Here is a 13,884-nt window from a genome sequence, read left to right as displayed (position 1 = left end):
CCTTGGTCGCCGACTGGCGGCATACTCTTGAGGCAGGGTCGGGGCTGGTCAGCGCTGTTGCTGGCCGCTGAACGCCGATCCGTTAGGCGGCGTGGGCGGAGCGTGCAGGTTCGACTAGCTACCCATGAGGCTCGGCATGCCCAGCCGATCTATGAAGCGGTGAGGGAGTCTATCTCCGAAGTTTCACCGTGGATGCCGTGGTGTCACGCTGAGTATGGCCTCTCGGATGCTAAAGCCTGGGTCCAGGCCGCGAGCGAGGCCTTTCAGGACAGGACGAGCTTCGAGTTTGTCATCGAGTCTTCCGATTCCCGCGTTCTTGGCTCCGGCGGGCTCTGAAACCAGATCGATTCCCTCAATCACCGCTGCAACCTCGGGTACTGGGTTCGAACCTCCGAGACCCGAAGGGGCGTGGCAACCTCCGCCGTGCGGGCTCTAGCTGCTTGGGCGTTTCGGGAGACCGAGCTCGTCCGACTCGAACTCACCATCGCCAGCGAGAACGGCGGTAGCAGGCGCGTCGCGGAGAAGGCGGGGGCTCGGCAGGAGGGGAGCCTCCGTTCCCGACTTCTCCTCCGCGGTCGGTATCATGACGCCGCCCTCTACTCGATCGTCCGGGGCGATACGCACGCCGCCTAACAAGCGCATGCAGCTGACCGCCCGTACGCCCGGCCGTGGCGCGCCGCGTGTCGCCTCCCTTCGGTCGGCCACGCGGCTTGAGTCCTGGGCGTCCACCGGGTAGGCTCGCTCCACCTCAAGCGGCGGGCGGCAGCTGATGCGCCAGTCCGTTAGGCGGCGCGATAGTTTATGGTCGCGGTTCGCGCTCAGATCGTCCGCACCTCGATTCGTCATTTCCGGGCTTCGTCGAGCTGAAGCTTGTGGATGCTCGCGGTCGTTGGACGTTCCACGAAAGGTTCCGGTTGTCTCCACTGAGCACCTCGACGAGTCAAGTCGATATCCGCGTCCTGCTGCCATCGCGCGAAATCCTCGAGCGCCTCGACGACAACATTCGTATCAGCACTGCTCGACCTTGGGGCCTCGAGTCCTTGGAGGGAGAGTGTGAATTCGAGATCCACGAAAACGATCTTCTCCCCGATTGAGACATTTGCGCGCCGCCTAACAAGCCGCTGCAGCTGACCCCCAACAGCCGGGCGTAATCGGATCTGGTAGTCTCGGGCGTCAACCAAGGTCGTCTCACCAGGCCCCGGCGGCGCTGTTTGGGGTCAGCTGAGCGGCAAGCCGTTAGGCGCCCCCGAAGCGAGTCCTCTCCTCTCGCTTGCCTTCCCGCTTTCCCCTTCGTGCTCGCCACCCTTCAGTACCGAGTCCGCGGCGTTGGGTTGCGAGGCGGGCCGCGCGTCGTGCTCGTCTCGGAGCTGAGCCCAGGGCGTGCTCGTGCTCGGCTCGTGGTCGGCGGCGGGTCGGGGCGTCGGTCAGGGCACTGCCTTCGCTCGAGGCTCGGTGCAGAGCAGTCACGGCGTCTGGTCGTGGCGCTCGTGCGGGCTCGCGGCGCCGTGTGTTGGGCCAGGGGTGGAGCGCGGCCCGGGGCACAGAGGGCGCGTGCCGCCGGGGCCTGGCCGGGGCGCGGCCGAGGCAGAGTCGAGCTCGGGAGGCGAGCCGGTGGGCTGCAGGGCTCGGCCGGGGCAGGGTGCTCGGGGTGGTGGGCAGCGGGGCGCCTAACAGGTGCTTGCAGCCGACCGGTCCCCGCGCGGGCGTGGCCGCGCGTGATAGTCTCGGGCGGCGATGTTGGGCGCTTCGGTCGGGGCTTCCGCAGGCGCGGGGCCCGGCGGCTGAAGCACGTATCCGTTAGGCCGCTGGAGCGCCACCCGGAGAAACGCGATGGGATTGTTCTCTCGCCGCAAGCCAGACAAGAACGACGGGCTGCGTACTCAGGCCGAGAATCTCGTCACGGCGGCTCAGATCCAAGCGACCGCCGCGTACACCTCGGTAGGCGACCGCTTCGACCTCGTCTACTCGATCCCAACCGACAGATGGGACTCGGTACTCACCGTCGCGGGTGTCTTCATCGCGGCAACCCGCGCCAACCAGATCGGCCTGCCGGATACGCAGATCGACTCGCTCATGGAGATCGTCGCTCGCAATCTCAACTCATGGCGTCCGGAGGGGATCGCCGCGTTTGAGGATTGCAAGGCCTTCTTTGATCGAACCTTCGATGCTCTAGAGAAGGATCCCTCCTACGGAAGCCAGCCGGAACTCATCGGCTCCGACGCGCTCGGGGGCTGGATCGTCTGGAATCTGGTCGAGCATGCACCCGAGTCCGAACAGGAGCGAGGCCTGGTCCGCGCGCTTGGAATCCTCGTCACGCACTCATTCTTCAGCTGGTGGTCCCGATGAGCCAGCGGCCTAACAAGCGGTTGCAGCTGACGCCCAACAGCTCGTTTCAATCGGTCCGTGGTCCCGTTCTGGCGGCGGGCGCCGTGCCCCAGCGTTGGCGGTCAGCGCTGTCGGGCGCAGCTGAACCGCATGTCCGTTAGGCAGCGGAGCTGTGCCCATCTCGAAGTTGCTCGGCTCGGCTCTTGTCGGCGCGCTCATTGCCGGCATGTTCTTCGGTGCCAAAGCGTTGCTTTCCCGAGACCGCGCACCGGTTCCGCCAAATCGTCTTGGCCTTGTCGGGCTTTGGCAGTCAGGCCCGAGCTGTTTCCGGCTTTCGTCGTCGGGCGAAGTCAGCTTCGTCCTGCAAAGTGACGGTGGCCTCCATGCGCTGCGCGGCGGTGTCGTTTACGGCTTTCCTCCCGGTGCGATCGAGGTCGGTCTTCCGAACGCGATCTGGCCAGACTCCCTCAAGATCTCGGACGCTCCCTATGAATCCGACTCTCGGCTCGCGCTTCGGGTCCAGGGCATCGAACTCTTCCGCGACACGAGCGGCAGGAGCTGCGATTTCTAGGTAGGCGTCCGCTGCCTAACAAGCCGTTGCAGCGGACGTGGCAACGCTGTGCCGATATCGAACGTGGTAGGATGGCGGAGTTCCAGGCGTCCAGTACCGCGGTGCAGGGTTGTGCCACGCCGCTGAACGCCGATCCGTTGGGCGGCAGGACGAACGTGAAGCTCGATCGTGAGGCCCTCCGAGCTGCTTGCTTCGCGGCAGCCCGAAACACCATGTGGGAGCGACGCCCCGTCGATGTCTCATCCATCGAGGACGTCGCCAACCGCTTCTTCTCCATCGCCGAAAACCACGAGGAGTTCGTCGCCGGCCAGGAGCGCGACCCCAACCTCATCGTGCGGGCCGTCCAGTACCTTGCCCACACCCACGCGATACCGCCGATGCGATCGGACACGTCGTGGTTCCAGGACATGCTCGCTGTCTTGGTCGAGCTGGCCTGCCCGAACTGCGGCGCTACGCCCGATCTTGAAACATTCTTCCGCGATATCGAGGAAGGAATCGCGGTATCCCGATCTGACTACGAGCAGTAGAGGCCTGCCGCCCAACAAGGCGCTGCAGCTGACGAGCCACAGTGTGCTCCAATCGACCTCTGGTAGAGTCTGGCATTAGACTTGAGCGCTTCGAGCGGGCCGCAGAGGCGCTGTGGCTCGCAGCTGAGCGCCGATCCGTTAGGCAGCGGCTCCATGCGAGATGCGCGGCGACGAAATCGCAACATTGGGACCGAGAAGTCCGGGCACGGTCAGGACAATCGAATGGTTGTTCCCGAACCGTGGGCCGATGCGCGGTGCTACTGGGAGCGTCTGCACGACCCGGTTGTGGTTCAGCGCAGCGTTGCAGGGCGGACGCTCCTTCGTCGTGGAGCCGCCGCGCTCCCCGTGTCTGCACCCGTGTACCGTCGATGACCTCTCAGAGCTATTTGACCTACTCCCCAGCGAAGACGTAGCAGGCATCGCGTTCGTCGCGCTTCGGCAGCCGACCCGGAAGCAGGCCCTTCTCTCTCTTGTCTGGGGGCGTCTCATCTACCACGCGGATGTCGCGGGCTTTTCAGGGGCCCGCCTCTTGGGATCCTGGAGGCGCAACCGTCTCCCAGCGTCGTGAAATGGCCGAAATCCCTTCAACCCTGGGCCGCGGCTGAGCTCGATCTCCTTCGGTCCGATGGCCATGAGGTTGCCGCCGAGCCTCGCTCCTATCGTGTGTCCAGTGGTCCGGAGGCAATGCGTTCAACTCAGCTCTTCCGCACCGTCCCTCACGAGGTTGGTCACTACGTCGACTATTGCCGGCGAGTCCTCACGCCCAGCTCGAACGAGGCGGAGTTCAACCTCAATCTCGATCTATTTTGGTCTCGGCGGCACGCGAGCGCGAGGAGTTTGCAGATCGCTACGGCCGCGAGTTTCGCGCTCGGATGGCATCGCGGCTTCCATTCCCGCATCGATTCGAGGTGTCATCCCTCAAGCGCGACGGCCTCGATCCAGCGTGGTTCCGAGCAGCGCGGGCCGCTGCCTAACAAGCCGCTGCAGCTGACCCCCAACAGCCGGGCGCAATCGACCTCTGGTAGTCTTGGGCGCCAACCAAGGTCGTCTCACCGGGCCCCGGCAGCGCTGTTGGGGTCAGCTGAGCGGCAAGCCGTTAGACAGCGAACGCGGTGGCTCGTGACTGACGCTCCTCGTCCCCATCGTTTGCCCGCGCTGCTCTTCTCCGCCTCGGTCTTTCTGAACGTCACTCTGTGGGCGTTCATCGCGGCCATGTCGATCTCGACCTTCGTCTATTCGAACGAAGGCGAATCTGCCGAGGGGTTCGGCCTGCTCTGGTACTTCTCGGTGCCCGTCTGGGCCGTCGCTTCATTCGTACTCATGCTTGCTTATCCTTGGTTTCGGGCCGCTGAGAGTGCCGTATCTGCCGCCTTGCGATACGCGGTGGTACTTGTCGCCGCCTTCGCAGTCGCGCCCGTTGTCTGGGTGGTTTGGGGCTGGGTGCGGTAGTTCGAGCATGTTCGCTGTCTAACAAGCCGTTGCAGCGGACGTGGCAACGCTGTGCCGATATCGAACGTGGTAAGCTGGCGAAGTCCCAGGCGTCCCGTGCCGCGGTGCAAGGTCGTGCCACGCCGCTGAACGCCGATCCGTTAGGCGGCGAGGGCCGAAGCGTCCGGTCTCGCCACGTGCGCTACCTTGACCGTATGTCCCAGCAGTGCTCTGAAATCCATGTCGATCCCGAAGTCCTAGGCGGTGTCCCGGTCTTCCGCGGTACTCGAGTGCCCGTGAAGGCCTTGCTCGATTACCTGGAAGGTGGGCATCCGCTGTCCGAGTTCATCGAGGACTTTCCCGGGGTCACGCGCGAGCAGGCAGTTGCTGTGCTCGAGCATGCGCGCTCGCTTCTGGACTCCAGTGCGTCTGCTGCTTGACGAGTGCGTTCCCAGGCGGCTGGCTCGGCTGCTCGCGTCCTATGAGGTACGCACCGTCCCCCAGGAGGGTTGGAGCAGTCTCAAGAACGGAGAGCTTCTCGCCCGAGCCGCTGCCTCCTTCGATGTCTTCATCACCGTCGACCAAGGCATTCCCCACCAGCAGAACCTCGTGACGCTCGAGATCTGTGTCGTGGCTCTCGCGGCCCGGAGCAACGACATCCGCGACCTTGAGCCGCTGGTCCCCGAGCTATTGGCCCGACTCCCCCTGGCGCGTCCGGGGTCCTACATCCGCATCGCCGCCTAACAAGCCGCTGCAGCTGACCCCCAACAGCTGGGGGCAATCGCCTCTGTTAGTCTCGGTACGGGCGTCAGCCGGTCGTCTCGCCGGGCCTCCGTGCGGCGCTGTCATCAGCGGCCTCTGGCAGCCGTTAGGCAGCGCGGCGTCCTCGCAATCATACCGAAGCTGGGCTCGCGCGCGAGCGCTTGGTTGCTGGCTGGGCTTCTCTCACGCTCTTCCTCGCAAGTGATTCCGGAATCGACCGTTCGGGCAGCAGATCAAGGTCCACGTACAGCGAGCGCTTCCATCGTCGAGGGTGAGGCGAGCCGGCGCCTACCAAGACCTCCTGACCTTGGTCGGGCGCTGGTCTTCGAGGCCATGGGACTGGCCAAGGCCGCTGGCATTCGATTTAGGCACCGGAGCGTTTCGATGAAGTTCCGTGCTCGAACGTCGCGAGTAGTGGCGGCAGCGACAATCCTCGAGATTCTGGAGGCACCTGAACCTCCGGCGATCGTTCTGGCGTCTGCGAGGGGACGAGTACGATCCTCAGACAACGTTCGGCTCACCTTCGAAGTGGGCCTTCGTTCATTCGGCCGCGCGCTGACTCTAGGACGATTGGTGTCCGTCCGCTCCTACCGATCGAGGCGCGCTGCCTAACAAGCCGCTGCAGCTGACCCCCAACAGCTTGGTCGAATCGGCCGTGGTAGTCTCGGGCGTCAACCAAGGCCGTCTCACCGGGCCCCGGCGGCGCTGCTTCGGGGTCAGCTGAGCGGCAAGCCGTTAGGCACACAGGTCGAAGGCCAGTGTGGAACCCCACTTCGTTGGAGTAGACATCGCCGGTGCCGAGAACACTTGGGCTTGCGGCCTGGCACCATCACACCGTGGCCTTCAAGTGACGTTCGGCCCCAAGCTCGTAACCCCGAGATCCTGATGAACGTTGTCACGGCTCAGGGCGCGACGGCGATCGCGATCGACGGCCAACTGTCGCTGGCTCTGAGCGATGCAAACGGGTTTCGGTCCTCAGACATGGAGCTCCGAGCTCTCCTACCTGCGGACTGCCGAACCTGGGTGGCCTCGGCGAACTCGCTGATGGCAGTGCCCCTGAGAGCCAGGCTGCTGGCGGACGCCGTAGCTCCATCAGTCGGCACGATCCTTGAAACCCACCCAAGGGCTTGCCTAGCCCTTCGCCTGGGCGCCGCGCATCTCGATGATGTCCGGCAGTACAAGCGTTCGCCGGAGGCGGTCGGGCGGCTGTTAGACCGATGGGTGGAAGAATTCAGCCTGCACGGCGGCATAGCGGCATCCACGGACGGCGCGCTGGACGCCCTAGTGTGTGCGACGGTTGCCTTCTCGTATCATGCGGCCCCAACTCGGCTCCGCCTACTACGGCATAACGCTCTAGATCGCCAGGGTCGCGGCCCCTTCGTGGTGCTCGACGGCAGATCATCTGGTGCCTAACCAGCGCATGCGAAGTTTATCATCGTGGCCGACGGCGGTTTATCATCAGGTGGCGTCATTGGGCACCGAGGCGCCGTCCGGCTCTACGAAGATGCGGCGGTCGTTGGGCGGCTTGGCTTCAGAAGCGATCTGGCGCCGCTTCCAATCGGGTCGGCGCTACAACGTGAGCATCACCTCTCGCCCTACGCTGCAGCTGTGGGCCCCGAGGCGGTGAGGTCGTCTCACCGGGCCCCGGCGGCGCTGTTTGGGGTCAGCTGAGCGGCAAGCCGTTGGGCGGCGGCATGCGAATCGAGGTCGGCGAGTATCACCTCTCGCCCTACCGCCCCGATGACGCGGGCGCGCTCGTCGCGGCGCTATCCGACGGCCTCGTCGCCCAGACGATCCCGGTGATTCCTCTCCCGTACGGTCCCAGCGAAGCCGCCGCGTATCTGAGCTTCCGGCTGCGCCAACAAGACCAGGGGTTCCGCCACGCCCTGGCGATCCGGAAACCAAACGGAACATTGTGCGGGGCCATCGATCTCGCGCCCGATGCAGCTGCTCAAAGCGCCGAGCTCGGGTACTGGCTCGCGCCCGATCTCTGGGGCCGAGGTATCACAGGTGCCGCTGTCGCTGCCTTTCTCCCCACCGCCCCTCAGCTTGGCATCGCGCTCATCACGGCTCGCGCACTCAGGTCGAACCTTGCGTCGCTCAAGATCCTGCGGCGCAACGGTTTCCGCCTTGTTGGCGTCCAGCACGTCGAGCTCCGGGCCCCTCTAGGGGCGGCAGAAGCAGAGGTGTTCGAGCGCGAAGCCCGCTTGGCCGCCGCCTAACAAGCCTCTGCAGCTGGCCCCCAAAAACAGCCGCGCGCAAACGAATCTGGTAGTCGAAGGCGTCAACCAATGCCGGCTCACCGAGCCCCGGCGGCGCCGTCTGGGGTCAGCCGAGCGCCCGATCCGTTAGGCCGCCAACGGCCTGCGCACCGTCTCCGATACCCAGGGCCTCCCATCGCCCGAGCGATCGAGGCCGACACCTCACCTCGCAGCCACCACCCCTTGGCAAGACCCCGGCGCTACCGAAAGTCGCGAGCCGACGACAGTGCGCCGGGGGCGCCGAGGCCTCGGATTCCGAGCGCTCCCTAGCGCGCGCTCGATCACCTCGTCCCGAAGCGCGCACCGCGCGGCGCGGAGACCCGATCGTCGTCGTCGTGCTCGTCGTGCCCGGGGCGTGCGTCGGAGAACGGCACGCACTGGAATCGACGACTGCGCTTCGAGGGCTCGCAGTCGCGCGGGCTCGAGCGTGTCTCCTCGTCGTTGCGCCAGTCCGCGTGCCGGCAGCTGTCCCTGCTTGTGAAGCTCGCGCAGAACTGCTCCTGCGAGCAGCCACCGTCGTCCACCGGGGCTCCGAGCGGCGTGAACGCGCAGCGGTCCGTGGCGTCGTGCTCGCCGTCGCCATCGGAGTCGACGTACCCGGGCGTCGCCAGACATTCCTCGAGCTCGCTCGTCACTTCGTCGAGATCCAGTGCGCACTGGGCGAGCTCGTTGTTCGGGTCGTCGGGGAAGAGGTCGCAGACGTCACCCTCGCCGTCGCCATCCCGATCCGACTGGTCCGGGTTCGGCGTCGAGGGGCAGTTGTCGGCGTTGTCCCCTACGCCGTCCGCGTCCTCGTCCGGCGGGTTCACGTCCACCAGCACGATGCTTCCCGCGTTGATGAAGGCGAGAGAGCCCGGCCCGTACTGGACGAGACCGCGCTCGCCGCCCGAGAGCGGAACCGTCTCGAGGAGGACGAAGGTGGTCATGTCGAAGACCAGCAGGCTGTTCGTCGTGAGGAAGTAGACGAGCCCGGCATTCGAATCGGCCACGACGCCCCGGGAGAACGACACGCCCGGGTAGGTTCCCACCGCGACCCGCGCCGCCGGATCGATGCTGCGGCCTGTCGTGGAATAGATCAGTCCGTCATGGAACTCGATGTCGACTCCGAAGCCGGTGATCAGGTCGCGGGTGACGGTGCCCTGCGTCGCACCGGCCCCGTCGACCGTGACGTCCCGGAAACCGAACTCGGTGCTCTCGTTGTTGTAGCCGTAGAGCACGCCGGGCGATTCGGAGAACTCGATCCGGTTCGAGCCGGTGTGCCGAGGCGTCGCGTTCGGGCGTTGGACGCCATCGTCGTAGATCGCAACCCCTGCGTGCCGAGGGCTGACTCCGAGGTTCTTGCGCGACACGGCGATGACTCGCGGGTTGCCGGGCTGCACCTCGATGTCCTCGGCCAGGAACGGACCGAAGAACGGATCCGAGCCGAGACCGAACTGGATGCCTGCCGCCATCGTGTGCAGGTCGACCCGGCGGATCTGGAATGCGCCGTCGAGCGAAACGTAGAGGAACGATGCGTCGTCGGAGATGGCGAGAGGCCCCGGCTCGCTGCCGACGAAGATCGGCGATCCGACCGATCCGTCGACGGGATCGATCGGAACGACACTGTTGCCCATGGCGCCGGCACTGCCCGGTACGCTCGCCCAGATCCACCCGGAAGCCGGATCGAACACGAGATCGTTCGCCGCGAGCGGCACCTCGCGCACGTCGGCGGCCTGCGCACCCGCTGCCACTACCACGAGCGCCAGCATCCCAACGATGGTCGAGCGGCCGGTCGCCCGCACGCAGCGCCGAGCCGAGCGCGCGGAAATCAAGATGGGCATCGCGCCTCCAGGATCGAGCGCGCGCATCGCGCCCGCTCGAGCCGCAATGCGTCGGCACCGGCCTATCGAAGACATCCGGTCAGCACGAGCACGAGCACGAGGACGGCGGTCGTCGCACACCACTGCGCTGCTTCCCGACGGCGATTAGGGACCAGCCGGCCCGCCCAGTCAACGTGCAAATCACGGGATCGTGCGGGGCTCGATCCCGGTGGCAGGTTCGCTCGGCCCGCGGCGACGCGCAGATCCGCCTAGCACTTCCTCGAAGATCGCGTGGCACAGCGGGCTTCGATCGACCTCGGTGGCGGGTCCGAGCGGAGTGAAGGTCGGGAAGTGGACCGGCGCTCTTCCGACGGCTCTCGCTTCCCGCGAACCTCGAGTCGGTTCGCACTGGCGCACGCGGAGTGGGGCGGTGGCGGGTGCGGTTCCAATGGGCGAGTACGTCGCTCGTACCGCCTAGCAACGAGCCGTCGAGCGGCGCGTGTGCGCGAGCAATGGTGCGTCCCGGGTCGAGCAGGTCGCATCACTCGTCCGACGAGCGTTCCCCGCGAAGTCACCCCCAGGGCCTGTCGCGTGCGGCTCCGATTCGACAATCGGGACCCCTGACGAGGACCTGCAGCGGACGGCCCGCTCGGAGTGGCATCGTCGGCTGGTAGGCTTGCGACAACGCCGACGTTCGCCGAGGTCGCGGCAGATCACCGCCATCGGCCGGCGGCCAACGGCCGAATGCCGATCCGTCGGACCGCCGGGAGCCACCGTGCAGCTTCGGTACTGGACGCGCGCGTACCGGGAGGTCGAGTTCGACGTCGCCAACGGCGAAGCGCGCGTCGTTCGCCTCTCGTCGCCTCGGCCGGACGCAGCTCCGCTGTACGGCTATGCCGCCTGCGAGCGGCGTCTGTTCGGCCGGCGAGTGTGGTTCGCCCTGTACCGCGACGGCGACGACGTCGTCTTCCAGAGCGCGGCTCGAAGGTGGCTCGCCGCCGATGCCAGCGTCCGGTTCCGCCATCGCCGTCCGCTCCCGTTCGTGTCGCACTTCGAGGTCCTGGTCGGAGGGCGCCGCGAGCTCTCGATCCGCTACTCGCACCTCGCGCGACTCGTCTGGGCCCTCATCGACACCACGTACGACGGAATCGACCGGGAGCACGACTACTTTCTCGAGTTCGTGGCCGAACAGGCGAACTCGCCCGTCTGGCGTGACCACGTCGCAGCCAGGTGGCAGAGCGCCGGAGATGCCTAACAAGCAAGTGCGAAGGACGCAGCAGCGATCGAGCGATCACGAGCGTGCTAGGCTCGCGGAGTCGCAGGTGCTGCACGTCGCGTTGCGGTGTCGTTCGGCGCCGCTGGCCGCCGCTCTTCCCATGTGCCCGGCGGCATCCGAGGAGGGCGACGCTCGCTGCCCGCCTCGGCTCCGATTCACGGAAGAGAGGTGCTCCCAGTGGACGAGATCACCCGCATCCACCACGTCGGCGTCCGGGTACGCGACCTCGCCGTCTCGCGTCGCTTCTACGAGAAGGTCGGCTTCGAGTTCATCGCGGGCCCGGTAGGCCCGGAGCCTGTGGCCATCGTGGAACACCCGTCGGGCGTGAACATCAATCTCATCCTGAACGCGTCCGAGGACGCCTCGCCCGAGAACGTGCTGATGGACCGGCCCACCAAGCACGCGGGATACACGCACATCGCGCTCGAGGTCACGGACTCCGAGAGAGTCGAGCACCGGCTCGACGAGCTCGGGATCGAGATCACGGAGCGGGTGGAGTTCGGTGGCGCCCGCTTCTTCTTCGTCCGCGATCCGGACGGGAACGTGCTCGAGTTCCACGAGCCGGCGCCCGGGATGCCGACGCGTCGCGTGCCGACGGCCGCCGACGACGAAGCCGAGCCGAGCTGAGGTGAAGCCGGTGCGCGCCGGCCCCTGCCCGATCGCTGCAGGGCCGGGGCGGTCGACGCGCGTGCTGGCTGGGAGATCCGCATCGGCGCGGACGGGCGTTCTCTCGTACGCCAGGACTCGTACGCCAGGACTCGTACGCCCGAGCGCGCCGCGCGCGGGCGTCATCGGCCGACTCCGTCCTCGCCGCGTCCGCCTAGCAAGAGGGACGACGTCGACGACTCCGCGAGCCGGGTGCAACCGCGCTCTGGTAGCGAGTCGCCGACACCCGCGCCGTCCTCGCGCCCGTCCGGGCTTCACGCGAACACGAGCCACGCCGTGTGCGCGAGCAGGCCGAGCAGCACGAACGAGCCGATCGCGAAGACGGCGAAGCGCAGCAGGATGACGTTCTTCGTCGCCTGGACGAGGGAGTGGACGACGCGCAGGCCGACGTAGGCCCAGGCGAGGCCGACGCCGATCTCGTCGGCGGCACCGGCCAGCTGCGCGGCGAGTGCGGTCGCGTAGAAGGTCGTCGGCTGCTCGTGCAGGTGGTTGTAGTTGTCGGCGACGCGCGCGACCTCGGGCGGGAGGACGAGCGGCGCGCCCGTGCGCGAGAGCTCGGCCACGTCGACCTGTGCGCGCTGCATGGCCGGGATGCGCGTCGCGTACATCCAGAACCAGAGCACGAAGCTCCAGGCCACGAGCGCGAGGACGGGCGCGATCATTCCGTGGGCGAACATGGGCGGCGGTCTCCTTCGGTGGGCCGCGCGTGCGCGCGGCGGCGTCGGGCGCGGGCGGGCGCGGCGCCCATCTTCTACCGTCCCGCCGCTCGCAACCCCAGCCTTTTTCGGAGCCGCTCCCGTGGGTCACATCCTCCAGGAACTCCCCGTCGGACAGAAGGTCGGCATCGCGTTCTCGGGCGGGCTCGACACGAGTGCGGCCCTGCACTGGATGCGCGAGCGCGGCGCCATCCCGTACGCCTACACGGCGAACCTCGGCCAGCCCGACGAGCCCGACTACGACGACATCCCGCGCCGCGCGAAGGCCTACGGCGCCGAGCAGGCGCGGCTCGTCGACTGCCGCGCGCAGCTCGTGGCCGAGGGCTTCGCGGCGCTGCAGTGCGGCGCGTTCCACGTGCGCACGGCCGGCGCGACGTACTTCAACACGACGCCGCTCGGGCGCGCCGTCACGGGCACGCTGCTCGTCATCGCGATGAAGGAGGACGACGTCCACGTCTGGGGCGACGGCTCGACCTTCAAGGGCAACGACATCGAGCGCTTCTACCGCTACGGGCTGCTCGCGAACCCGAACCTGCGCGTCTACAAGCCGTGGCTCGACGCGCGCTTCATCGACGAGCTCGGCGGGCGCAAGGAGATGTCGGAGTACATGGCGCGCTCCGGTCTCCCGTACCGGATGAGCACCGAGAAGGCGTACTCGACCGACTCGAACATCCTCGGCGCGACGCACGAAGCGAAGGACCTCGAGCACCTCGACAAGGGCATCGCGATCGTCGAGCCGATCATGGGCGTCGCGTTCTGGAAGCCCGAGGTCGCGGTGGCGGCCGAGCGCGTGACGGTGCGCTTCGAGGAGGGCTGGCCGGTCGCGCTGAACGGCAAGGACATCGCCGACCCGGTCGCGCTGATCGCCGAGGCGAACGCCATCGGCGGCCGCCACGGGCTCGGCATGAGCGACCAGATCGAGAACCGCATCATCGAGGCGAAGAGCCGCGGCATCTACGAGGCGCCCGGCCTCGCGCTGCTGCACATCGCGTACGAGCGGCTCGTCACGGGCATCCACAACGAGGACACGATCGACCAGTACCGCGAGAACGGCCGCAAGCTCGGCAAGCTGCTCTACCACGGTCGCTGGTTCGACCCGCAGGCGATCATGCTGCGCGAGGCGTCGCAGCGCTGGGTGGCGCGCGCGGTGACGGGCGAGGTCGCGCTCGAGCTGCGGCGCGGCAACGACTACTCGATCCTGAACACCGAGAGCCCGAACCTCACCTACGCGCCCGAACGCCTCACGATGGAGAAGGGCGAGGAGTTCTTCTCGGCGCAGGACCGCATCGGCCAGCTCACGATGCGCAACCTCGACATCACCGACACGCGCGCGAAGCTCGGCGTGTACGCGCGCGCCGGGCTGCTCGCGCGCGGCGCCGACGCATCGATGCCGCTGCTCTCCGAGGCCGTCGGCGGCGGCGACGAGGGGGACGAGGGCTAGCCGCGCCCGCGCCGTCCCCGCCACCCGGCCGTGCGCCGCCGCTCCGCGATCCCGCGCGGGGCGCGGCGGCGCAGCGGGCGGGCGAGGCCGCGCGTCTCGCCGCCGCGCCCTG

Annotated in this window: 11 protein-coding genes; 9 read left to right on the top strand and 2 right to left on the bottom strand. The window is 67.2% G+C overall.

Features of this window, described 5'->3' with window-relative positions; translation table 11 throughout:
* Window positions 1–1,830: 1,830 nt before the first annotated feature.
* From R3E88_21565 to R3E88_21540, 6 genes are all read left to right on the top strand, one after another.
* Window positions 1,831–2,346, top strand: a complete 516-nt coding sequence (locus R3E88_21565; protein MEZ4219068.1) for a hypothetical protein — start codon at window positions 1,831–1,833, stop codon at window positions 2,344–2,346.
* A gap of 151 nt (window positions 2,347–2,497) precedes the next feature.
* Window positions 2,498–2,896 carry a hypothetical protein gene (locus R3E88_21560; protein MEZ4219067.1) on the top strand — a complete coding sequence of 133 codons (399 nt, stop codon included), beginning with the start codon at window positions 2,498–2,500 and terminating at the stop codon, window positions 2,894–2,896.
* 71 nt (window positions 2,897–2,967) lie between these two features.
* Window positions 2,968–3,423 (top strand): hypothetical protein, encoded by a 456-nt coding sequence (locus R3E88_21555; protein MEZ4219066.1) that lies wholly within the window; start codon window positions 2,968–2,970, stop codon window positions 3,421–3,423.
* Window positions 3,424–4,542: 1,119 nt separating this feature from the next.
* Window positions 4,543–4,872, top strand: a complete 330-nt coding sequence (locus R3E88_21550; protein ID MEZ4219065.1) for a hypothetical protein — start codon at window positions 4,543–4,545, stop codon at window positions 4,870–4,872.
* Between the two features lie 194 nt (window positions 4,873–5,066).
* Entirely contained in the window at window positions 5,067–5,291 is a 225-nt protein-coding gene (locus tag R3E88_21545) for a DUF433 domain-containing protein (GenBank protein ID MEZ4219064.1), read from the top strand.
* A 2,016-nt stretch (window positions 5,292–7,307) separates the two neighbouring features.
* Window positions 7,308–7,835 (top strand): GNAT family N-acetyltransferase, encoded by a 528-nt coding sequence (locus tag R3E88_21540; protein MEZ4219063.1) that lies wholly within the window; start codon window positions 7,308–7,310, stop codon window positions 7,833–7,835.
* A gap of 320 nt (window positions 7,836–8,155) precedes the next feature.
* Here the strand turns inward: R3E88_21540 and R3E88_21535 are convergent, their stop codons facing one another.
* Complete coding sequence (locus R3E88_21535; GenBank protein ID MEZ4219062.1) at window positions 8,156–9,694, bottom strand: thrombospondin type 3 repeat-containing protein; 1,539 nt, start codon at window positions 9,692–9,694, stop codon at window positions 8,156–8,158.
* Window positions 9,695–10,448: 754 nt separating this feature from the next.
* Between R3E88_21535 and R3E88_21530 the strand changes: the two genes are divergently transcribed.
* Together R3E88_21530 and R3E88_21525 are read left to right on the top strand one after the other, a co-directional pair.
* The gene (locus R3E88_21530; protein ID MEZ4219061.1) at window positions 10,449–10,928 is read left to right on the top strand and encodes a hypothetical protein; all 480 of its coding nucleotides are present in this window, start codon (window positions 10,449–10,451) and stop codon (window positions 10,926–10,928) included.
* Between the two features lie 198 nt (window positions 10,929–11,126).
* Window positions 11,127–11,576, top strand: coding sequence for a VOC family protein (locus tag R3E88_21525; protein ID MEZ4219060.1), 450 nt, complete (start codon window positions 11,127–11,129; stop codon window positions 11,574–11,576).
* Window positions 11,577–11,869: 293 nt separating this feature from the next.
* Here R3E88_21525 and R3E88_21520 read toward each other — a convergent pair whose 3' ends face one another.
* Window positions 11,870–12,292, bottom strand: coding sequence for an MAPEG family protein (locus R3E88_21520; GenBank protein ID MEZ4219059.1), 423 nt, complete (start codon window positions 12,290–12,292; stop codon window positions 11,870–11,872).
* Window positions 12,293–12,413: 121 nt separating this feature from the next.
* Between R3E88_21520 and argG the strand changes: the two genes are divergently transcribed.
* A complete protein-coding gene (gene argG / locus R3E88_21515; protein MEZ4219058.1) occupies window positions 12,414–13,772 on the top strand; it encodes an argininosuccinate synthase in 1,359 nt (452 codons plus the stop codon).
* Window positions 13,773–13,884: the final 112 nt, after the last annotated feature.

Source organism: Myxococcota bacterium, from assembly GCA_041389495.1.
In the GTDB taxonomy this organism is placed as follows: domain Bacteria; phylum Myxococcota_A; class UBA9160; order UBA9160; family UBA4427; genus JAWKRT01.
This window is presented reverse-complemented; position numbering and strand designations above follow the sequence as displayed.